Here is a 22,714-nt window from a genome sequence, read left to right as displayed (position 1 = left end):
CGGACTTTCAGTAGAAAATGAGTGCTGATTTGGCCAATTCAATACGTGAAACGATTACGACCATCGCAAGACGACACTGGTGTTCTACAGATCGTCTCGATTGAATGTGTACTGCCCGTATTCTGGTCGGTCGAATCCCGGAAGGTCGTCATAGAGGCGTTCAACCGTTGATGCCCATAGTGCTTCGGCAGAATCGTACGCTTCCGGATGCCGGTCGAACAGTCGCTGTCGTAAATCGCTTGCCTTGAGCGGTCCTTGCCCATCTAAAATCCTAGCAGCGTCCAGCAAGACAGTGCGAGCGTTATCACTCTGTGGACCGTCACTCTCAAGCCAGTGCTCAAATTCGGCAAGATCTGCGTTACCCTCCTCCGATTGAGGGCCACCGCCGGATTGTTCTTCGGTAGTCGATTCTCCAGCTGTAGACGGAGTCTCCGATGTTGAATTCACAGGAGATGTAGATGAGTCTCCGCCTCTAGAAGCGGTTTCCCCCTCCAACTCAGTTACCCGTTGCGTGAGTATTTCAACTCGTTCGGTAAGCTCGCCGACGGTTTGGTCAATTTCTTCGATCTGTTCAGCCTCAGGTGGTGCTGTCGATCCCTCTATGGCCGCCAGTTGACTGAGGTCAGGGCGATTGAACAGAAGATGGCGGATGTATTCTGAGCGGGTACTGAATCCGGCTTCGTCCGATTCAGCATCCAACTCTTCGAGGAGGTCGGATGGTAGTCGAAGTGTAATTGGTTCCATGTCGTATCAATTACGGTGGTGGTGGTCCTGCTTGCTCATAGTAATTTGTAGTCGTTTCGGCATTGGATAGGGTACGCTTGTTTCTCGTAATGGATCCAATGTCGAACCGAATACAAGAGTGGATTACTACGTAACCGGCTGGAATTTGGCATATCTCCTCATGTTTTGTTAGACATTCGTTGTGAGAAAAAGAAGTCGTGAACGTTTCGTGTCGTTCGCAACTTAACGAAAAGGTTGGAAGTTGAGACTACAGCGGGTTTAGCGGGTGTGGGATGCGTGATTTCGACTGAATCGGTACACGGATACCGGTTGAGCGATGCCTCTGAAGCGTTCTCGTGTCGGTCATCAAACTATTTTGGGAACTGACCGAGTATCACGAGAGCGCTGCCGCTCACGAGTCGGGGCACCCTCTGAGTCTTAGATGGTCGCTACCCGATCCCTGTCTCCTGCCGGAGTAATGTCAGCGTGTTCTGCGCCGTTACAACGGGTTCACGGTCGTACACACCACCCATCTCACACTGGAACAGCATGTCGATCCCCCGCCAGATCGAGTACAGGAGACACGCAAACGCGAAATAGAAAAATCGCAGCACGAAATCTTTCGACGTTGTCGCTGCCATGAACCGCTTGATCGACTTGTAGCCGCGCTCAATGTCCCAGCGTTTCCCATATTCTGTGATTGCGCTGGGGTTGCCGTTGGTCATGAACACGGCGTACTGCCCGTAATCCGTCCGGTCTGAGTTCTTCTTCCGACGGTACTGGAGCGTCGTCTCGTGCCACTCGTTGTTACCAAGGTGGAGTTTGCGGTCGGTGACGTAGCGGTCTTGGTCGCGCTGAAGCAATCGTTTGGCCTGAGCTTTCTCGCTGGTGTGCATCCGCTTTGGTACGACATATGTGACCCCCCGGTCGGCTATCGCTTCGAGAATCTGCTGGCTGTCGAACTCCCGGTCCATGAACACGCGGTCAACGTTGACGAGCCCCATTGCCGAATCGAGGAGGTCTTCGACGATCTCTAAGCGGGTGTCACCCTTCCGGATGGGACGTGCGTCGAGAACCAGTGGGACAGAATCACCGATAAGCTGAACAGTTGCCCACTGATAGGCGTACTCGGCGGTCTTCTCTTTCGTGCCGATGATCTCGTCTTCGTGGCCCGTCCGGTCACCGGTGAACGGGTCGGCTTCCGTCGTGTCGATGGCGATGTAGCTACGCTGGTATAGACTTCGCATCTGGGCCGTCCGATTGACGAGTCGCTGGGCAGCCTCGCGATACATCTCACGGATGCGCTCGATGGATAGCGATCGTATCTGGTCTCGATGATTATGACCGAGGGGCGTCCGCTCGCGTGTCGTGTCGTAGCGGAAGCTGCGAGCGCCCTCATTGGCAGCGAGGTTCTCTTGAAGGCCGAGATACGTTTGAAGGTTCCAAAACGCGTTTTCGTGGATAGCACAGCCATTCGCACGGTCGAGCGAAAACGCCGGATAGACGAGGTGGCTGACGTGAGTCGTGAGCTGTTGTTTGCGTTCGAACGTAGATGGGCCGGTCGTCTCGTCGTCATCGGTCTGGCGACGCGGAATTGTACGCGGCGGGGTCCGTGGAACCGAGACCCCAGCGTCGGACGCCTTGATGAGGATCGTCCGCGCGGCAGTTTCGATACACTCGCGGAGGTCGGAGGTGAACCGATAGTGCCAACTCCGCCAGAGCGTCGACTGGTCGGGGACAGTTTCGAACTCGAGGCGACGGCGGAGAGAGGGTCGGTCTTCCAGATACGAACAGAGTGCCGTTTCGTGGTCCCACCCGTAGAGTTCCTTGAGGAGAAACCCACGGAATAGCGTCTCCATCTCGTAGGTCGTACTCCCAGCGTAGCGATCGTGAGCGTCGAATTCGACGTAGGCAAGCGGCCAGTGAGCGACGAACGCTTCGATAGAGTCGTGGGCGTCGTGGTCGAACCAGACGGCCGCAAGGACCCGGACATCTTCAGCAAGGCCAGCTGTCGAACTCCGGTCGTAGAGTGGCGTGGCACGATAGGCTGGCCAGTCGTAGTAGGACGTCTGGGCGACCCGACGGTACACAGCACGTCGAGAGGATTGTGTCGGTGCCATCGGACAGCGCTACTATAACCGATGATAAAAGCTACTTTGGTGAATCACCCACTCGACAGTGCTCAATACAGGGAACTCACGGATCGGTCAATACAGTCTGGCCGGAGATACGTCGTTTCATGGCGTTCCTAGTTGGGTTTACGAAGTATAGTTTGGATTATCTATAAACACCGACTTCAGTAAGTCACATCTCGGTAGCGCCACAATCCAGACGAGAAAAAGTCTTTGTGAGTATAGGGACTATCGCGAAAGGATGAAATTGTACGGACTAATTGCGGTCGGAGCCGGTGTGTTATTCATGCTGTTCCCAGAGCGCGTCGCCCGCGACCGTCTGCGTGGTGCGACCGATCCAACACCAACCCAATCGGCAGTCCGACAGGTTCGATGGATCGGTGGACCTCTGATAATTACTGTCGGGATTCTTATATTCCTCTCTTGACTCGGTCACCCGACCACTGGATAATTGTAGGTAATAGAGCCGTTCGCTCAATACAGGCGAACTACTGACTACTGTTCCGATGAGTCAGCCGAGCCGAAACAGGGCAATACACCGTACCCAATCAGAAGTCTCTGGATTAGGAACGCGGATTCCTGCTACGTAAGTTCCTGAATCGACGGTCACACTCTCGTTGATAAATCCTACGACCTCATCAAATGCCCACGTCTGAGTATCATCGGGGGAGAGAATGAGTCGACCGTTACCAGAGGAGTTTCCCTCAATAGCTTCCCATCCAGAGGATACCTTCGTCAGGATCGACCACTCGTAGGGATTGAACTCAAGTTCAGTCGGTGAATCGTTATGAAGCGTCAGCTCAACAGTCCCTGCGGGTGTATCTCCAGTTGTTTCCGACGGGAGAAGATAAACGCTTGTAGATGATGTATCAACGGTGTGCGAGCAGATAGCAGGCTCAGCTAAGGAGTTACTCGGTGGACAACCGTACTCCGAAAGTGGAGTGGAAGCGGTCGTTGGAGTCTCCTGCTCTTTGGCGTTGCTCAAACAGCCGGCAAAACCAGCCACCGATGTAAAGACAGCGGCCAGCAGTCTCCTGCGCTTCATACTTAATAACAATCTCTCACATACAAAAGACTATGCGAGGCGAAAAGAGCTGTTTGAGCAATACGCAGATCTCATCGACCGGCTGTTTCAGACGGGAAACTGTCTGAAGAATAGGATTCCAACAGAGCCTCTCGCCTGAAACGGCTGGTCGCTGAAGAGTGCGAATTGTCCACTTGTCGCTGCTCACATACGACGTGAGCCATTCATACGATGATAATTTTTCCCAAATAGTTTCTGTTAGTGCGATGTATTCTGTGTCATATGGGGTTCCCCAATACTTCATTCAACTCGATGGCGATGTTGTTGATTGCTGCCTTCCTCGCCGGTAGTACAGGCGTTGTCATCCAGTCCATTATCGGTCGGCAGGAGGCGATCTTGGCGCAAGGGCTCATCTTTGCCATTTCATTTCTCGTTGGATTCGGCTTAGTATATGGTCCAAGCCTCATTCGCGCATACACATCATCAAGTGACAATAAGTAGCAATCAACATAGGTATAGTCGGCCTTGTTGAAACCCTCGCACACTGATAGGTTTCAGTGCCGTGGTGAATACATAGCTTGTATCTTACAGGTTGGGGTCGCAGCCGGCACTGTCAAGTTAAGCCAGTTTGAGAAGTGAGCAGTTCGTTGGTTTTGGTGTCTATGCTCAACCAAGAACTGCTCACTGAGACGCTTGAGACGGCGAATCTTGAATGTTGGGAGCGTGAGCGGACGGCGACGCCCGTCAGGGCGTTCGCCGTCCGACTCCACGCGACCGGCTGTTCTCTCAGAGAAACACAAGAGATTCTTCGTCTCTTCGGCGTTGAACGCTCTCATCAAGCGATCTTCCAGTGGGTACATCGAGTTGCTGATAGCAGTGGCGACCCGCCGACGGCGAAGCCGTCAAGGGTCGCTGTTGACGAAACTGCCATCAAAATCAACGGGGAGCTGTCTTGGCTCTATGCCGCAATAGACATCGAGACAAAACTGATTCTCGATGTCCAATTGTTTGGACGACATGGCACTGATCCGGCGGCTGCGTTCCTTGCTGGTCTCCGTGAGAAACAGGATCTCTCCGACGCCACGTTTCTTGTCGATCAGTTCGGCTATCGGACTGCCCTCTCTCGATTAGACTTGAACGGTCAGGTTGACTACACTGACCGAAACCTGATCGAAAACTGTCCCGTTTCGACTATTTAAATTCGATGTGAGTTCGTTAGTTCCGAGCAATGAATACACAAACTGACAGCGTTTCTCCATCAACTGTTGGGGCTGAGTTTTACTCGCTGCTCGACGCAGTCGACAGCGAGTTCATTGCTGACGACTTCGAAATCGGGACACACACCACAAAACACGATTTTGACAACCATCTCAAAGTCGCTATTTTTGAAGGAGTCAATCCATCTGATTCACTTGCCGAACTCGCCGAGAAAACGGACATCTATGATGAATTGTCGTACATGGCTGGCTCGACTTTCTCTAGGTTGACGAACGACCGCGACTACCGCGCGGTCGTTCGTCTGTTCTTGGAGTTGCTTCATTCACCACAGCTCTATCATCAACGCGCTGTCCAACGGAAGCGACTTGACTGGCTTGATCGTGCCGTTGTAGCAACTGACGCGACTAATTTGAATCTCACTAGGTCAGTTGCGGTTCCAAGTGAACGTCTTGACACCGAGATTCTGCGCGTGATTGATCCCGATGAGAAAGGCCTCCATCTCAACCTTTCCGCGCGTGTAGATGGCGACGCCAAGCACCCGCTTGGCGTCACGATCACGCCGGGCGTTATGCGTGAGCCGACCCAGTTCGACCATCTCCAAAGCGATGTCGAGGTCTTTACAGACCTCGACTCGCCAATCCACGTCTTCGACCGTGGCTACCTCGATTATGACCGGTTTTGCGAGCTCAAAGAGCGTGAAACGGACTTCATCTGTTTCCTCCAAGCAGACGCTCGTGTCGACGTCCTGGAACACATCCAGGACGTCGAGATTACCGACGAGCAGGGAACACGATATCTCCGTGATGAACGGATTGAGCTTGCCGAAACTGGCGAACAATTCCGCCGCATCGTCTTCGAAGATGTTGATGGCGAGGAACTAGCGTACCTGACGACGTTGTCGTCAGCGTACGCGCCTGTCGAAGTGATGAGTATCTACACGCTTCGCACGATGATCGAGATCCTCTTCCGGGAACTCAAGCAGTACACAAATATCGAGAGCTTCCACTCTCAGTCGTTGAATGGCGTTCTCTTCGAGATTTTCTGCACATTGATCGGGTACGTGTTAGTCGAGTGGTTCCGGCAGCGCCACCCACTGCGGGGTGGCGTGCCGGAAGCGATCCGAACAATTCGGACACGGTGGAACACATCGCTACGATCCTACGGCTGAATTTGTCTCACGGCGACTGGAGCGCCGCCGCTTTGAGCGGCGGCACTCGCCTACCTATCCGATTCTCGTCTACGTTGGGAAGCTGATATGGGATTAACGCCTTCTCATCGGTTGCTTTTCCTGAGAACGATGTGCTGTTCAAGCATCCATCAGCCGCCGACGGATTCTGTCGAGTCGTCTGCTCGGTGACTTTATCAACTCGAAACGGGACAGGAAATAAGCCCATCTACTCAAATCTTGTTCTGTATCGCTATCTATCTTTTTCAAAAGTTCGGCGTCATCGAATCTACTTGTATAAAGCGGTAACAGGTGGTTCTCGACTATTTCCAACTTATCACCGAGCCAATTCAAGTCACACTTTTCGATAGTCCGAGCAAATTTCGTTGGTCGCTTTTGAAAATATTCAGCGTAAGTATGCTTTGTCTGATCGTTACAAACGTAGATTTGTAATTCCCTTTTGCTAGCCCACGATCTTAAGTCACATGTCCAGCTATCCGCGGGTACGAGGGTGTCATAGAAATCTTGTCACACCGTGATAATTGTGCTTCCCGGATTGTCTCCGCGTTCATAGTTGGTGATCGCAACGACAAGGCGGAGACATAGGGCGGGAAATACTTGTGCCCGTACATGGACACGGCCTCAGGCACGTTCGCGCCCGAGGCCGCAGTCCTTGACTGCGTCGTTGGTTCGTTCGACGCCTGTCCGGCGGTTGTACGTCTCATCTAACGACGATTGCTTCAGCTTCACATCCCTGCTGTGTTTTTTGACACGGTCTTCGACCCTGTACTCGATGTCCATTGGATCGTCGGCATTTCGTGCGTTGTACGGAGCGATTGGCACGACTCCTGCGCTCAGCGGGTAGTCGTGCCAATCGAGTGTGTCGTAGGCGCTGTCACCGAGCACCCAAATCGGTGTTTCGACGGCGAGCGCGTCACACGTGACGCGCATCGCCGTCTCCTCTGGTGCTTGTTTGCTCTCAGTGAACTCGGCTGCTATCGGGATCTTTTGCCCGGTCGAAACAATTGTACATCCGTAGCCGTAGTAGTACTCTTCAGCTGTTGGATCGTAGCATTCCGACGCATCTTGATCGGCTGGCATCGTCCTCACATCTATCGAATCGATCGAGTAGGTCAAGTCGATCAGGCCCCGGTAGGTGGCCTGCCCGACGAGGTGATCGGAGACTTTGTCAACAACGTGTTCAAGATCGGTGAGGAAGCGATCGACAGCGTCTCTCAACGGCGGTCGATCGAACTCACAGCCAAGCCAGAAAAGTGGGTTGTTGAGTTCTCGTACAACAGGACGAATCCCGTGAATGTCCTTGTAATAACAGTGGAAAAAGCCGCGCATCATCTCTGGTGGCTCAAGCTCTTGTGTTCGCCCCGTCTCCGCCGGGGCGAATACGTCGAGTTCTTCGAGAAATTCAAAGGAAAGGTACTCAAACAGCGCGAGCATCTCTGTTTCCACGATATTGCTTTGTTGAATCCGATGACGGAGCGGGGATCACTGTTTGAGAGCTTGTTCGAGGGGGTAGACTGTGGCGGTCAACGCGAGTTCACGGAACTCACGGTACCACGCGCGAGGGTGGACAGCGGGGCCGAATCGACGCTTGATGGCCGAAAAGGCGGTCTCGGCCATCCAGCGCTGGCCGTATAATTCGCTGTCCAACCGTGCGTTGTGTACGTGATCGTAGGCAGCGAACAGCCGGTGACGAAGGAGTGGACGGACGCCCTCTGAACGAAGGGCGTCCCGGAGCTATTGGTCGCCATAGCCTTTGTCACCGGCTATACTCCTAGTTTCTCGGTGTTACGAGCGGCCACTCGACGGCTAGTCTGGGTGTCATGAGGCCAGTGTGCCGAACAGTGAACATCAAGGATGGCACACGAGTTTGTATCTACGGGGGCCGTCGTTTTGAGCGTGCGTATGTGGTGATCCGAGCGGTATTAGTAGTGTCTCGATGCCGTTTCACGGTCGAAAAATGTAGCATCGATCGCTCCGTGTGAGCCCGGATCACAGCTCTTTGCGGACTCTCGAAGGAACCTTCGCCACATGGACGTGGGCACCTTCTCGAAGGACCGGTACAGCGTTGAGGGTGCGGAAAATGCTGTCCGCGACAGCTGTAACAGACCACGAACCCGATCCATCTCACTCGCCCAATCAACGATCTCGCGGTACGTCGCATCCATGTGAACCCGCAAAAAGTGGAGTGTCACATGTTTCCAACCGGGAAATCCGTTGCCAGTCGGATCACTCACCACCGTTGGACTGGCGGCACAGCGCATTTGCGTCAGGGACGCGACTTGCTTAACGAAGCGGAAGAGTAGCTTGGACACATTCGGCTCTTCCGCTTCGCTACTGCCTTTACAGCGACGCTATCCTGTCGCCTTCTGCGGATTCAACGGAGCACACGATATTAAAGAGCGATTCGACCGAAGGATTATCTTGTAGGGTCGTTGGGCTCATTCCACCCCAGCGTTCACCCTGCTCTTTGGTATGGGAACTGTTCTATGACACGCTCATCCGCGGGTACAACTGTATCGCCGAGAGGAAGAGAAATTACGAGGTAGTCGCCATTCTCTCAGAAGTGCAGTCACAGGATGAGTGAGTTAGCATCACCTATCGCTTTGAGCAAGTCCATGAAGACAATGGCACAGCGGTAACAATCCACAACATATAATTTCTACTCAACTTGTTCAAAAGGAATGCTAGTCTGATTATAAAACGTTCGACGCACTTGGGTAGAGGATTGTTGGTCAGTTCTCAGCTAGAGCTAGAAGTCACACAAAGACAGACTCACAACACATCTCCAAACGTTTCAGCTCCGTCGTGAAGTGTTCCGAAAACCGGAGAAAGAAGCACTCAAAACTATCCTCGAAACCGTGCTATGACTCACCAACAATCTCCGCCACAAGAGCGTTCCTTGAGACATTCGGGTTTGATCGTGGATACTCTAAATTTGAGCGACTCATCTTCTAAAATAACGCGACCGAATTATCCGCCCAAACTTTACAAACGTATGAGCGTAATACTCCCATTAACCACGCGGAGATAATTTGACAATAACAAAAATATCTCAGACAAGTAGCATTATATTTCGAAAATGATATAGAGCTATTAAAATTATTCATATAATTTTAAAACACAATTAGAATTAGACATACTTAATTATTCTGATATATTTTATATTATTTTCTCTTATTACTGCTAGATGTCGACGAACGGTTCACCAATCTCGTTATGGCATCTGGATATTTACCTCTATGACATTTGCAACGTCGAGGACTCGTTCCGGCACCTGCTTCACAAACTCGTCTTCCTGCATCCGACTTGTCGGTGTCGAAAGGCTGATCGCTCCGTAGATGGTGTTTTCGTGGATTATCGGTGCAGCAACTGCACGCACACCCATAATCTGTTCCTCGTCGTTTATAGCGTAGCCGTTTTGTCGGACTTCCTCCAGTTCTGCCCGAAGCGTTTCCTCGTCGATGATCGTGTTTGGTGTACGTGCGACGAACTCGTAATCATTCAGGATTTTGGAACGGCGAGACTCGTCAAGATGTGCGAGGATCGCCTTGCTAGCGGCTGAGCAGTGAAGATTTCGACGCGGGTATCCTTTGATCCGTGTGTACAGGTCTTCACCAACGGCATTGGGCCCAAACTGTTCGTACAGGAGGATTTCATGGCCGTGACTCTCAACCACAAGGTGTGCTGCTTCTCCGCTCTCCTGTGCCAGTTTATCGATCTCAGGCTTTCCAGTCTGGTACAAGCGAGAAGTAGCCCGGACGTACTCCCCCAATGGGAGAGCGAATAGTCCCACCCGATACTCGCTGTTCTCGACCCGCACATACCCCTTCTCTTCCATCGTCGCGAGGTAGGTATGTGTTGTTCCTGGCGAACGATCTATTGCCTCGGCGATCTCGGTCACCGTCGCACCTTCCTCATCTCTGAGAATTTTGAGTATGTCAAATGCTGTACTCACCGACTTGATCCGCCTCGGGGTTCGGTCTTCGGTCATGTACGGTAATGGTTGTCCCCGCTTAATTAACTTTTGGTATTATCAAATATTTTGCGACCCACTGCGGCAGCCTGTAAGCGAGAATTCGAGCATTTACCATGTTCTCCGCCGAAAAACTTTTATGTGCCGCTATGAAGATGCCGATAGGCAACTATGAGCCAAGTACAGCTGTCAGACGTAACGAAAATGTATGACGACGTACTCGCAGTTGAGGGAATTGACATAACGGTTCGCGACGGAGAGTTCCTTGTTGTGGTCGGCCCGTCCGGCTGTGGGAAATCGACGACCCTCCGCATGGTCGCGGGCCTAGAGACGATTTCCAACGGCGAAATTCGGATCGGCTCGAAGGTTGTCAACGATGTGCGGCCACAGGACCGGAACATAGCGATGGTGTTCCAGAACTACGCGCTCTATCCACACATGACCGTGCGGGAGAACATGTCATTCGGCCTGCGGCTCTCGGGTGAGTTTGAGGACGCCGAGATCAATGAGCGAGTCGAGGATGCGGCCGAACTCCTCGAAATCCCGGAACTGCTGGACCAGTACCCGAAGCAGCTGTCGGGCGGACAGCAACAGCGAGTCGCTCTCGGTCGCTCGATTGTCCGCGATCCGGACGTCTTCCTGATGGATGAGCCGCTCTCCAACCTCGACGCGAAGCTCCGCTCACAGATGCGGACGGAACTCCAGCGCCTACACGAGGAGCTTGGGGTCTCAACGATCTACGTTACGCACGACCAGACGGAGGCGATAACGATGGGTGACCGGATCGCCATCCTCAATCATGGGGAGCTCCAGCAGATCGCGGAGCCTGAAATCTGTTACAGCGAACCGAACAACCGGTTTGTTGCCGGGTTCATCGGCTCTCCCAGCATGAACTTCTTTGAGGTCGATGTCGAGTCGACTTCTGACGGGATAGCCGTCCAAGGAGATGGCTTCGAGACCGACCTCGACGTGTCGCTACCGCCGGGACGCTACACGCTTGGCGTCCGCCCCGAGGACCTGTATACGATCGACGGTACCGGCCGGCTCTCGGCCACTGTGGATGTCGTCGAACCCATGGGGGCAGATAACTACCTCTACTTCAAACCTCCCACGGATGGAGACGAGGAAATCATCGCCCGGGTCGACAACGAGTTCCGACCCGATCCCGGCGAACTGGTCACGCTCGATTTCGATGTCGCGGATATTCATTTCTTCGACGAGTCGGGCGACCGAGTTCCGGTTGAGGCGACCGCGGAACGAATGGCGTGAAGACGACTCAATGATCTACGAGACGATCGGTACGAACGAGTGGGAATGGGCTGGAAAACCGTACGCAGCGATCCGAGATGTCGCTCAGAGCGACGGGTCCGTCCTTGTCGTCCCCGTCGGGAGTGTGGAACAGCACGGCCATCACCTCCCAGTCATCACCGACACGCTCCTCGTGGATGCGATGGTCCACGGCGGAGCAGAGTCACTGCGGGACGACGTACCGGTACTTGTCACGCCAGCGGTCTGGTGCGGCTTCTCGCCGCACCACCTCTCGTTCGGCGGAACGCTCTCGCTGGAGTTCGAGCATCTCAGACGTGTGCTTGAGGACATCGGCCGGACAGGATTAGAGAACGGTTTCGATGCAGTCTGCTTCGTGAACGGTCACGGCGGGAACGCCTCCCTCATCGATGCGACGGTAAGCACGCTCGGGAAGACCACAGACGCGGAGGTTCTCGGGACGACCTACTTTACTCTCGCGGCACCGGAGATCGCGGACCTCCGTGATAGTAAGCCAGGCGGTATGGCTCACGGGGGCGAGTACGAGACATCACTCATGCTGTACCTCCGACCGGATCTTGTGGTGGAGTCAATGATTGAGAAAGGGACGCGCTGGAACGAGCACTACGACTGGGGCGGGGGAGATCTCCTCAAAGGAGGACAGCTCTCTATCTACCGTTCCTTCGCTGAGTACTCCAACACGGGCGATATCGGCGCCCCGGAACTCGCCAGTGCGGCGAAGGGCGAACAAATCTACGATGTCGTCACCGACGAGTTGGGCGCCATATTCACGGCGATCCACGAGTACAACCGATGATGTAGGCCGGAGTTGCCGACACGTTGTACCACCAAAAATTATTAATAACCGCAAATTAATGGATAGCACAGATGTCGATAGACAAAATTGCGCACACCGACGGAAGCATTGACCGGCGGAAAGTTCTCAAGACGATGGGAGGTGGTGGCATCTTCGCGTTTGCAGGTTGTCTGGGAGACGACAGTGACTCAGACAACGGTGACGGTTCCGATGGCGATGGAAGCGGTGACGGCGACGATGGCCGGACGATCCAGTTCCTGACGATGGGGGTTGGGGACAACATTCAAGAGTTCTTTGAGGAAAACAATGAGCAGTTCGAGGAGGAACACGATGTCACCCTCGAGTTCACAAGTGTCACCTGGGACAACGCCCAGCAGACGGTGAACAACCGCGTCGATGGCGGCGAGGCGCCCGATGTCGCTCGCTGGCCAGCGCGGTGGATCCCCCAACTTGTCGGCAAAAATGAACTCGAGCCTATCGATGAGCTCATGGAGGGCGAGTTCGGCGATCGTTTCTACCAAGGAATGGCGGACGGCTGCAAGTACCAGGGGTCTTACTACGGGGCCCCATGGGCCGCATCCAACAAGTGTCTCTACTACAACAAGGATGTGTTTGAGGCCGCTGGACTTGATCCCGAGAACCCTCAACTCGATACATGGGATGATATGGTCGCGGCCGGCGAACAGATCCGAGACGAGACGGACACGCCCGCGCTGGGACTCGCCGGTGCGGCCGCCATCGAGACGGGTTCGCAGTACTACCACTACCACTGGTCACACGGCGCGGACCTGATCGACGACGAGGGGCTCCCTGTCGTGAACTCTAGCGAGGGCGTTGAGGCGCTCACTCTCTACTCCGACCTGCACCAAGAGTACGGGATCACCCAGCCCTCGCCGCTCTCGTCGACTCGACAGGATATCCGTCAGCTGTTCGAGTCTGGCGAGCTCGGGATGGTTATTGCCCACGTTTATACGGGGATCAACATTGACGCCGCGAAGGACAACGACGAAGTCGACTTCGACTACGGCATCGTTCAGGTGCCTGCCGGCCCCGAGGGTCGCTACAGCTTGAACACGATTGACGCCGTGTCGATCTTCGCCCAGACCGAGGTCAAGGATCTGGCGGAAGATTTCCTGAGGTTTTACCTCGAGCCCGACCGTCACTTCGAATACGCGACCAACAAGGGGTTCATGCCGACGATTGAGGAGGTCGGTGAGCGCGACCACTTCCAAGAATCGTCGAACTGGGCACCCTATATCGAGGCCGGCCAGTACGCTCGTGCGCGACCGAAGCTCTCGAACTTCAATGAGTTCAACAACCGCATGGTTCAAGCGATCCAAGAGGCCCTCGGTGGGCAGAAATCCCCGCAGAAGGCTCTCAACGACGCGCAGTCCGATCTCGAAGACGCGATGGAGTGACTACACAAATGGGCACTGCAGAAGAGTATGCCGAGACGCAGGCCGATTCACGCCTTGAGCAGGGAATGGACTACCTCCGTCACAATAGCCGCGCGTACCTGCTGATCGCCCCCGCCGCAATCTTCCTGTTGAGCGTCGTCGGCTATCCGATCATTGAGACGTTCCGGCTGTCGCTGTACGAATCGCCCGCCGACTCGTCGATCGAGACGTACGTCGGGCTCCAACACTACGTTGAGATACTCGGCAGCGACATGTTCTACCAGCTGCTGTGGCAGACCGGCCGCTGGGTTGTCATCGGCGTGGCAGGGAAGACGTTGCTCGGCCTGCTGATCGCCGTTCACCTGAAGGGCGACATCAAGGGTCGGAAGTTCTTCCGGACAGCGTTCCTGATCCCTTGGGGGATCCCTTACGCCATCTCCGCGGTCGTGTTCCGCTGGATCGAGCACCCGCAGTACGGCTACATCAACGCCGTCCTGCTGAAGCTCGGAATCACCGATCAGGCTATCGGTATCCTTGGGAACCCAGATATTGCGTGGCTCGGAGTTGTGGTGGCCGACATCTGGATCGGTACGCCGTTCATGGCGATTATCTTCCTGGCAGGACTCCAGTCCATCCCTCAGGAGTTGTACGAGGCGGCAGCGATCGACGGTGCCGAGCGGTGGCACCAGTTCCGGTACATCACCCTACCCCAGCTGAAGTCCGTCATCCTGATTGCGACGCTGTTATCGACTATCTGGACGTTCGTCAGCTTCGACACGATCTGGACGATGACCCGCGGGGGTCCGATCAACACCACATCGACGCTCGTGATATGGATCTACAAGGTAGGTCTAGAAAACGGGAACCTCGGCCGTGGCGCAGCGTTCAGCGTCATTGGATTCCTCTTTCTCTTAGTGTTCGCAGTCGTGTATCTGCGTGTCTACACACGGGGAGGTGAGGAACTATGACGATGGCGGGTCAACAGCGGACGTGGCTCCGGAAAGTCCGCCTCTACGGTGTGCTCATTGCGCTGCTGGGTGTGATGATGTTCCCGTTCTACGCGATGTTCTCGAGCACGCTTAAGACGGAGTCAGAGATCTTCTCGAGTCCGGCCACGCTCGTGCCGGAGGATCCCACGGTTGAGGCGTACCTCCAGGTGTGGAGCCAGACGGACATCCTCCTATGGATCGCCAACAGCTTCCTGATCTCTATTGGCACTGTCGTCCTAACGCTCGCGTTAGCTATCCCGGCCGCCTACTCGTGTGCGCGGAACGATTTTATCGGGAAGCGAACATTCCTGCTGTCCGTGCTCGTTGTACAAATGTTCGCCCCCGTTGTGCTCATCGTCGGGCTCTTCGACGTCATCACAACCGTCGGACTGTTCAATAGCTACCTCGCTGTCATCATCCCGGCGGCCGCGTTCACGCTCCCGTTCAACGTCTGGATGTTGTACGGCTACTTCAAGACGATCCCGGTTTCGCTGGAGGAGTCAGCACGGATCGACGGCGCCGAACAGTGGCAGATCCTCACAAAGATCGTCTTGCCCCTGACCAAGCCGGCGCTCGTCGCGAGTGTCACCTACACGTTCCTGTACGCTTGGAACCGCCTGCTGTTCGTCCTGACATTCCTCACGGACGCCGGGAAGTACAACGTTCCCAGGGGTGTCTTCTCGATGGTAGGCGCGCTCCAGACGGACTGGCGGATGATGCTGACGGCCTCGGTCGTTGGGATCATTCCGCTGTTGATCCTCTTCGCGTTCCTCGAGGAGTACATCGTCGCAGGAATGACAGCCGGCGCGGTGAAGGAGTAACCGCTTCTCACGGGCGGTTTCAGCGCAACCGGAGTTTTAATTGCCCCGCCACATCTGTGTGGGTATGGAGTTTGCAACCTGGGCGTATCCGTGGGACGTTCGCGACGAGGGGATTGACACGGTCTCGTCGCGCCTTCGAGAGATCGGGATCGGTGAAATGAACCTGGCGACGAACTACCACTCTGTCCAGACGTTCTCTCCGCACAACCCAGTGCGGAAGACCCACTTCGCGCACGCAAGTTCGTACTTCTACCCGGGCGGCGAGTACGGTGAGATTCGACCGCGACCGTACGAAGGGATGGACGAAGACTGGGTTGACTCGATCGCGACTGCGACTAACGACCTCAAGCTGACATCGTGGACGATCGGCTGTCACAACTCTCGACTCGGTATGGCCCATCCCGAGCTGACACTTACATCGCCGTACGGCGACGACCTGGTGTTCGGACTCTGTCCGTCACACCCCGACACCCAGCAGTATCTGCGGTCACTCGTTACCGACCTCGCATCTCGCGAGACGTTCAATCGGATTGAGTTGGAGACGTTCGACTACTTTTACGGGACGGGATTCGGTTGGCACCACCAGAAGATCCACGCGGAACTCGGGACGCTCGGTGAGTTCCTGTTTGGCCTCTGCTTCTGTGATCACTGCCGCAATATCGCCATGGACCGAGGAGTCGATGTCGACCGGGTGCGGCAGATGTCCGTCAAAGCGCTTGACGACATCATCGCTGGGCGTCTCCCGAGCGACATCGTTCCGGAACAGTGGCTCCGGCAGTCTCCAGCAGTCGCCGACTACGTGGACGTACGCCAGCGCACGCTTGCGGACCTTTACGCTGACCTGGCGTCGGCCGCAGGGGAGACGGAACTCGGCTACTACGTCGGCATGCCGGAGCCCGGCCGCGAGTGGATGGCCGGCGCCGACCTTACTCAGCTCTCCGATCATGTCGACTACTTTTGTCTCCCGACGTACGAATCGTCCCGCGAAGATGTTCTCCGATCATACCGGGTAGTTGACAGTCTCGATATCGACGTACCAATTCATGTCGGGCTGCTTCCCGGCTACCCCGCGATCGACGACCCGAATACGCTCTCACGGATCGTCGACGGGCTCCGAGAGGAGGGCATCCCCCGCGTCTCCTTCTACAACTACGGGTTGCTTCCTAATCGCTCCCTCGACTGGATCGCGTCGACGATCCAGTGAGGAGACGGTAGCTTCTTTTACGGGGGCAGTACACAAGATAATATGGAAATCACGGCTGTGACAGCTACGACTGTAGACGTACCGCTTGTCGACCTCGATGAACCGCTCGGGATCGGGCCGTACGTGACGAATCACGGGCAGGTTGACTCGATGGAGCGCGTTATCGTCGAAGTGGAGACCGACGAGGGGATCTCCGGCTGGGGTGAGATGCGGACGTTCCTGACGGCGGACGCCACGGAGTCCGTCATCGAGGACGGGATCGGCCCCCTGATCGAGGGCCAGTCGCCTTTCGAAGTCGAGCGCCTCCGCCGGCAGGTGTTCATCGAGTACACGAACGTCGAACTGTTCTTTGCTGCTGTCGAGACCGCGTGCTGGGACATCGCGGGGAAAGCTCTCGGAAAGCCCGTCTACGAACTTCTTGGCGGCTCGACGGCGCCGGAACAGACCACCGCGATGAACGCGGACGCGGCTGACCGTGAATTCGGGCCTGACCGCGACATCGAGTTCGCGTTCTGTTTGGGCATCCTTTCGCCTGCTGAGTCCCGTGCTAAAGCCCAGGAAGCGCTCGACGCCGGCTTCTCAGTGCTCAAGACTAAGGCCGGCCGTGACTGGCAACAAGACGTAGCGCGGATCGAAGCCATGCACGACGAGGTCGACGGAGCGCTGGAGTTCAGGCTCGACCCGAATCAGGGTTGGTCGCTCGATCAGGCCGTCCGCGTCGGTGCAGCGCTCGAGGATTCGGGGATCTACCTCCAGTATATGGAGCAGCCGATCCGGGTCAACGCACACAACTCGCTGGCTACGCTCAGGAAGCGCCTCCGGCAACCGATCGCGCCGAATGAGGACACCTACATCCCGAACAATCTACGCTCGCTTGCCGAGGCCGGCGCGATGGACGTCGCCGTGCTTGACCTCACGCCTGCAGGCGGGATCAGCGGACTCCGACAGCAGGCCTCCATCGTTGAGGATGCCGGTGTTCCGTTCACTCACCACTGCGCGTTCGATCTGGGGATTCGGACTGCGGCCATCCTCCAGTCTGTTCACGGGATCCCGGGTTTCTCGCTTCCGCCGGACACAACCTACTACGCGTGGCAGGATGACATTATTGCTGACCCCTTCGATATCACGGAGGGGCACATGCGGGTCCCCGACGAGCCCGGACTCGGGATCGAGATCGACCGCGAGATGATCGACCAGTACGAAGTGTAGCGGCGCGGATGTCACGTTCGGCGTCCGGTCGCGACATCACCCTCCCGTCGCTGTCTACGCCGGAACCTTCTTTATCACTCCTACAGTAGACTTATTTGACATGGCCGAGTTGTCCCTAACGGACCGTCCGGCGATCGTGACTGGCGCATCACGCGGTATCGGAAAGGAGATCGCAACGGCGTTCGCCGAAGCCGGCGGCGACGTGGCAATCTGTTCACGCACGTACGAGGATGTCGCGGCCGTCGCGGACCAGCTTGATGCCGCTCACGATGGCCAGGTGATTCCAGTGGAGTGTGATGTAACCGATTCCGAAGCCGTCCGCGACCTCGTGGACACAACGATTGAGGAGTTCGGTGACATCCGCGTTCTCGTCAACAACGCGGGCGGCTCAGTAGAGTCAGCGGATCTACTGCACCGGTGTAGCGAGGAGGAGTTCGAGTGGATGCTTGAGTTGAACCTCAAGGCGCCTTACCTGCTTGCCCGCGAGGTCATGCCCGCGATGATCGCTGGTGATGGCGGCTCAATGGTCCACGTCGGCTCGGTGAACGGGCTCTTCGGGATCGGGCTAACGGGCTACTCGGAGGCCAAGAGCGGGCTCCTCGCGCTGTCTAGGAACATCGCAACGCATTACGGCCAGTACGGGATCCGATCAAACGTCCTCTCAGCGGGGACCATCGAGACCCAGAACCGCCGGGACGAGATGGAGAGCACGGAGGAGCGGTCTGGGGAGACGAGTGCCCGCGACCGGTGGATCGACCAGTATCCTCTCGGGAGGTTCGGGCGCCCGCGCGAGGTTGCGGACACCGCACTGTTCCTGGCCAGTGAGCGCTCTGGGTTCATCACCGGTGAGAACCTCGTCGTCGATGGCGGTCTGACGGCTGGCTTGCCGCAGTCGTTCGAGAACGAGATCTACCAGGCAGACGAACCGCCGACCGATCGATGAGGACGACGGGGATCCAGCGGGTTGACGACTCGGTCCCGCTAGTTGGTGAGACGACAGGGACCCCGTGGGAGCGTGTGGATCGCGTCTCGATCGACCGATTTCTCTGGACCCAACCGGATTCCCGACCGCGTACGACCGTTCGTGTGCTGTACGACGACGAAACGCTATACCTGCACTACACGGTCAACGATGAACACAGCCACGCAGAGGCCACGACGCTGAACGGGTCGGTGTGGGAGGACAGCTGCGTCGAATTCTTCGCAAGCCCGCGTCCAGATGTCTGTAATGCATACTTTAACTTTGAGGTGAACTGTGTTGGAACGTTCTACCTCGGGTACGGAATGGGCCGAACGAACCGAACGCTTGTGACACCGGATGCCGCTGCCAACGTTCGGGTCCGCGGCTCGATCAGCGGGCCAACGAAGCGGCCGCGATCGGACGACGAGGGCTGGTGGATCGCTGTGGAACTCCCGTTCAACACGTTGTCTGACCTCGCCGGCGTCCCGGTCGACCCGTCCCTGGGAACGCGTTGGCGTGGGAACTTCTATCGGATCCGGAAGCTTCCCGAGACGCTCTACGCGGCCTGGAATCCAGTCGAGGCGTCTGAACCAGATTTCCACCGTCCGGCGGCGTTCGGAGAGCTCCGGTTCCAGTGACGGACCCATTGACTCTAACAGTGTCTCCCCTCCACCGAACGTTAACACGCTGACGAAAGATACAAGCAACGGTAGGAGTTACTTCCATTATGGAGGAAGTCAGTACCGACGACGCGCCGGACGCGATCGGACCGTACTCGCAGGGGATCATCGACGACGGACAGGTCTACGTATCTGGGCAGGGACCCGTGGATCCGCAGACGGGTGAGGTCGTCTCCGACGACGTGACCGAGCAGACGGAACGGACACTGGAGAACGTCGGCGCCATCCTCGAGGCGGCCGGCACGTCGCTGGAGAACGTCGTCCACGCGAACGTCTACGTCACCGATATGGACGACTATGAGGCTGTCAACGAGGTCTACGCCCAATACATGAGCGAGCCGTATCCGGCGCGGGCCGCCATGGAGGTTTCCCGCCTGCCGATCAAGATCGCGGTCGAGATCGAAGTCGTTGCGGGCCTGTGACCACCGTCATGGTTCAGCACTGTCAACTTAAGCCAGTTTGAGAAGTGAGCAGTTGTTCTCTCGGAGAAGCACAAGAGTTTCTTTGTCTTTTCCGTGTTGAACGGTCTCATTAAGCGATCTTTCAGTGGGTAACTCGAGTTGATGAGAGTATTACCGACCCGCCGACGGTGAAGCCGCCAAGGGTCGCTGTTGACGAAATTGCTATCAAAATTAATGGTGAGATGTCTTGGCTATGTGCTGCAATAGACATCGAAACAAAATTGATTCTCGATGTCCAGCTGTTTGGACGACATGGCACCGATCTAGCGGCTACATTCCTCGCTGGTCTCGGTGAGAAACTCAATCTCAGTACTTCACAAAGCCGCTTAGTTAGAACGTCTGCTTGCTGCGAATGTGCCTAGCAAACAGCAGCAAGCAGACGGTGAGATTTGCGAGAACCAGCTTCTTAGCTTTCTCGTCAACCGCCTTGACGAGGAAGTTCCGCTCCCCTTAGCCAATAACGCTGAGATCACTGCTGAGGACCTCTGTCTCTACGCTCTGTGCTTCGAGCGAGAACACACCCGCTGCGAACACGATCCTCTACCATCTTCGGACGACGCTCTTATGCAAAGCTGTGGAAAGACGATCTGACAGAATTCGACTCGGCCACTTCCCACTGATTTGACGGTGTCAGGGGTGCTGATTCAGAGCTGGTTAAAAGCAAACGACCCCTTTCCGCGTTTCTACATAAGAGCGTCGGACGAAGTTCGAACCGGATCGGCTCGAACGAGTCGCTAACACGCTCCTGCGGAAGAACCTCGATGAACTGCTCCCCGAGCAGGTGGAGGTCTGCGCAGACCTCCACCTGCGACCCTACTACGGTGACGAAGACGGTACGAATGGACTCTTCCACTCTGTCGCAAAGCGCGGAACCACCGCGTTCCATGCCTACGCGACACTCTACGCGCGTGTGAAGAACAAACGCTACACGCTGGCGGTACGCCGTCTCGAAGACGGCGATACCGCCAGCAGTGTCCTCGCTGAGTTTCTCGGTGTCCTTGACGGCCTTGACACCAAGGTCACGGCCGTCTACCTCGATCGCGGATTCTACGACAGCAGGTGCCTCACGCTGCTTCAAGCGCACGACTACGCGTACGTGATCCCGATCATCCGGTGGGGAAAGACGATTCAGCAAGAGCTCTCGAAAGGATGGAGCCGTGTCGTTCAGCACGATCTGACAGGGAAACTCGACGGTCACAGCTGGACCGTCGATTTCCCGTCTACATCGACTGTACGTACCTGAACGGGAAGTATGACGAGAACGGTGTGGCGTGTCACGGCTACGCCGCTGACGCGCCGTTCATCGACTCACCACGCGACGCTCGATACCACTACAGCAAGCGGTTCGGTATCGAGTCGAGCTATCGGTTGTTTGAGCAAGCGATAGCGACAACCACAACACGAGATCCAACGGTACGGCTGCTGTACGTCGTGGTGAGTCTACTCTTACAGAATGTCTGGCGGTACCTTCACTACGAGTATGTGGCGACGCCCCGCTGAGGCGGGCGTCGCCTCTGGTGGTGGCCGTACAAGGAGTTCATTAATATGATTCGACGAGCTGCGTGGACGGCCCTCGCGGTGCGTCGGACCGTCCCCGCGAACCGGCCACCTGACAACCGATTCCACCGCTAACCACCGACCGAGCAAGCCAGCGGAGTGAGTGGCGATGCTGTCGCGTCGGCGGCTGATCGCCGCCGACAGCGACAGCTCCCCGTCGATCCGTCCGTAATTCTCTCGTCGAGACCGTCAGGACAACCGCTTCGACACAGAGCTCAGGCCGCAGAAACAGCTAGCCGAGGATGCTTTGTGAGGTACTGATCATTGGTTCATTGGGAACAAGAGGGGGAATCACCGGAATTCGAGATATTCTTGGAATCGTCCTAAGACCTTTATTGGAAGAAAATCCAGAGAAGGCTTGGGAACTTGTTGTGGGTGGCTTCGACACCGACTCCAGCCGGGTTCGACTAGAAGCTTGGTTAGCGGGAACCGGAGTGGATGTAAAGGATCCTGCTATACTGTTAGTTCCTGAATCTACCTTATGGGAATGGGTTGATGTGAATCCAGAAGATCGGGCCCCGCAATTAGCACGTTGTATACCCCCCATGGAACACGACGGATGGTGGAATTTAGCTCATGGAATGCTCATTCGTTATGGGGATCTTGATGATGTAGTAGAGAATTTGAACGCCATAGAACGAGGTGGAGGGTGGGGGAATGACCTATTCTGGAATCGGCGCGATAAATTACATCAATTGCGCTCGAAATCTTCGAACTCAAACGTTCACAGATGGTTATCAGAAGAAATCCGTGAGGTTGAGTGATTTCTCTAAACTTATCGGGATCATCGTCTATGTTAATCCAGTTCAACAACCGATAACGTTGATTTTGAATTGATGACTTCATACTCGCTCTTGTAATCGGATCTGGTTAAGCATCCGAGAACCTGCCCCATAATATCTCAAATCAACTAACCCGAAGATATTGGATGATGCCAGTTTTTCGTGTATGAGAGCAATCTACTTGTCGGGCAATAACCGATCGCGCCCTGTATTCAGCATGGCGCGAAGAAACTGTCACAATTAAATTGCTTTCTTCGTCCAGTCGGTTGGAGTCTGGCGATTCTCACGTTCGGTCCGACTACTAGTAGTTTCTG

General features: G+C 55.7%; 16 protein-coding genes and 7 pseudogenes. 17 read left to right on the top strand and 6 right to left on the bottom strand.

The features are described from left to right. Positions 1-84: 84 nt before the first annotated feature. The 3 genes from QOL69_RS06010 to QOL69_RS06000 form a co-directional block, all read right to left on the bottom strand. Positions 85-744, bottom strand: a complete 660-nt coding sequence (locus tag QOL69_RS06010) for a ribbon-helix-helix domain-containing protein (RefSeq protein ID WP_283402428.1) — start codon at positions 742-744, stop codon at positions 85-87. A 428-nt stretch (positions 745-1,172) separates the two neighbouring features. Beyond that, positions 1,173-2,843, bottom strand: a complete 1,671-nt coding sequence (locus tag QOL69_RS06005; protein ID WP_283402427.1) for a transposase — start codon at positions 2,841-2,843, stop codon at positions 1,173-1,175. Positions 2,844-3,366: 523 nt separating this feature from the next. Next, positions 3,367-3,900, bottom strand: a complete 534-nt coding sequence (locus tag QOL69_RS06000; RefSeq protein ID WP_283402426.1) for a hypothetical protein — start codon at positions 3,898-3,900, stop codon at positions 3,367-3,369. Between the two features lie 641 nt (positions 3,901-4,541). Here QOL69_RS06000 and QOL69_RS05995 point away from each other — a divergent pair. Both QOL69_RS05995 and QOL69_RS05990 read left to right on the top strand, forming a co-directional pair. Next, a pseudogene (locus QOL69_RS05995) lies at positions 4,542-5,054 on the top strand (IS6 family transposase); the annotation flags it as partial. Positions 5,055-5,107: 53 nt separating this feature from the next. Further along, positions 5,108-6,265, top strand: coding sequence for an IS4 family transposase (locus QOL69_RS05990; RefSeq protein ID WP_321169512.1), 1,158 nt, complete (start codon positions 5,108-5,110; stop codon positions 6,263-6,265). Positions 6,266-6,790: 525 nt separating this feature from the next. Here QOL69_RS05990 and QOL69_RS05985 read toward each other — a convergent pair. Further along, positions 6,791-7,747, bottom strand: a pseudogene (locus tag QOL69_RS05985) (transposase). An 18-nt stretch (positions 7,748-7,765) separates the two neighbouring features. Next, positions 7,766-8,595, bottom strand: a pseudogene (locus QOL69_RS05980) (IS5 family transposase). 450 nt (positions 8,596-9,045) lie between these two features. Between QOL69_RS05980 and QOL69_RS05975 the strand changes: the two are divergent. After that, positions 9,046-9,150: pseudogene (locus QOL69_RS05975) on the top strand (IS1595 family transposase); the annotation flags it as partial. Between the two features lie 347 nt (positions 9,151-9,497). Here the strand turns inward: QOL69_RS05975 and QOL69_RS05970 are convergent. Further along, positions 9,498-10,274: an IclR family transcriptional regulator gene (locus QOL69_RS05970; protein WP_283402425.1), complete on the bottom strand. Its 777-nt coding sequence runs from the start codon at positions 10,272-10,274 to the stop codon at positions 9,498-9,500. Positions 10,275-10,427: 153 nt separating this feature from the next. Here QOL69_RS05970 and ugpC point away from each other — a divergent pair, with 153 nt between their 5' ends. The 14 genes and pseudogenes from ugpC to QOL69_RS05900 all read left to right on the top strand — a co-directional run bounded on the left by ugpC (position 10,428) and on the right by QOL69_RS05900 (position 22,382). After that, positions 10,428-11,525: an ABC transporter ATP-binding protein gene (gene ugpC, locus QOL69_RS05965; RefSeq protein WP_283402424.1), complete on the top strand. Its 1,098-nt coding sequence runs from the start codon at positions 10,428-10,430 to the stop codon at positions 11,523-11,525. A gap of 10 nt (positions 11,526-11,535) precedes the next feature. Further along, complete coding sequence (locus QOL69_RS05960) at positions 11,536-12,339, top strand: creatininase family protein (RefSeq protein WP_283402423.1); 804 nt, start codon at positions 11,536-11,538, stop codon at positions 12,337-12,339. A 71-nt stretch (positions 12,340-12,410) separates the two neighbouring features. Then, positions 12,411-13,757 (top strand): ABC transporter substrate-binding protein, encoded by a 1,347-nt coding sequence (locus QOL69_RS05955; protein WP_345782476.1) that lies wholly within the window; start codon positions 12,411-12,413, stop codon positions 13,755-13,757. An 8-nt stretch (positions 13,758-13,765) separates the two neighbouring features. After that, entirely contained in the window at positions 13,766-14,704 is a 939-nt protein-coding gene (locus QOL69_RS05950; RefSeq protein ID WP_283402422.1) for a carbohydrate ABC transporter permease, read from the top strand. Beyond that, complete coding sequence (locus QOL69_RS05945; protein WP_283402421.1) at positions 14,701-15,546, top strand: carbohydrate ABC transporter permease; 846 nt, start codon at positions 14,701-14,703, stop codon at positions 15,544-15,546. The genes QOL69_RS05950 and QOL69_RS05945 overlap by 4 nt, the downstream gene beginning before the upstream one ends. Positions 15,547-15,610: 64 nt before the next feature. Then, positions 15,611-16,750 carry a hypothetical protein gene (locus QOL69_RS05940; protein ID WP_283404213.1) on the top strand — a complete coding sequence of 380 codons (1,140 nt, stop codon included), beginning with the start codon at positions 15,611-15,613 and terminating at the stop codon, positions 16,748-16,750. Between the two features lie 42 nt (positions 16,751-16,792). Further along, positions 16,793-17,959, top strand: a complete 1,167-nt coding sequence (locus tag QOL69_RS05935; RefSeq protein ID WP_283402420.1) for a mandelate racemase/muconate lactonizing enzyme family protein — start codon at positions 16,793-16,795, stop codon at positions 17,957-17,959. A gap of 100 nt (positions 17,960-18,059) precedes the next feature. Beyond that, positions 18,060-18,902, top strand: a complete 843-nt coding sequence (locus tag QOL69_RS05930) for an SDR family NAD(P)-dependent oxidoreductase (RefSeq protein ID WP_283402419.1) — start codon at positions 18,060-18,062, stop codon at positions 18,900-18,902. Further along, positions 18,899-19,558 carry a carbohydrate-binding family 9-like protein gene (locus QOL69_RS05925; protein WP_283402418.1) on the top strand — a complete coding sequence of 220 codons (660 nt, stop codon included), beginning with the start codon at positions 18,899-18,901 and terminating at the stop codon, positions 19,556-19,558. The genes QOL69_RS05930 and QOL69_RS05925 overlap by 4 nt, the downstream gene beginning before the upstream one ends. 89 nt (positions 19,559-19,647) lie before the next feature. Continuing rightward, positions 19,648-20,022, top strand: a complete 375-nt coding sequence (locus QOL69_RS05920; protein ID WP_283402417.1) for a Rid family detoxifying hydrolase — start codon at positions 19,648-19,650, stop codon at positions 20,020-20,022. Positions 20,023-20,069: 47 nt separating this feature from the next. After that, positions 20,070-20,378: pseudogene (locus tag QOL69_RS05915) on the top strand (DDE-type integrase/transposase/recombinase); the annotation flags it as partial. A gap of 37 nt (positions 20,379-20,415) precedes the next feature. Further along, a pseudogene (locus QOL69_RS05910) lies at positions 20,416-20,617 on the top strand (ISH3 family transposase); the annotation flags it as partial. Between the two features lie 141 nt (positions 20,618-20,758). Continuing rightward, positions 20,759-21,693, top strand: a pseudogene (locus tag QOL69_RS05905) (ISH3 family transposase); the annotation flags it as partial. A gap of 167 nt (positions 21,694-21,860) precedes the next feature. Further along, positions 21,861-22,382 (top strand): hypothetical protein, encoded by a 522-nt coding sequence (locus QOL69_RS05900; RefSeq protein ID WP_283402416.1) that lies wholly within the window; start codon positions 21,861-21,863, stop codon positions 22,380-22,382. The last annotated feature ends 332 nt before the right edge of the window (positions 22,383-22,714 follow it).

It is taken from the genome of Halorubrum sp. DM2, from assembly GCF_901686465.1.
Taxonomy (GTDB): domain Archaea; phylum Halobacteriota; class Halobacteria; order Halobacteriales; family Haloferacaceae; genus Halorubrum.
This window is presented reverse-complemented; position numbering and strand designations above follow the sequence as displayed.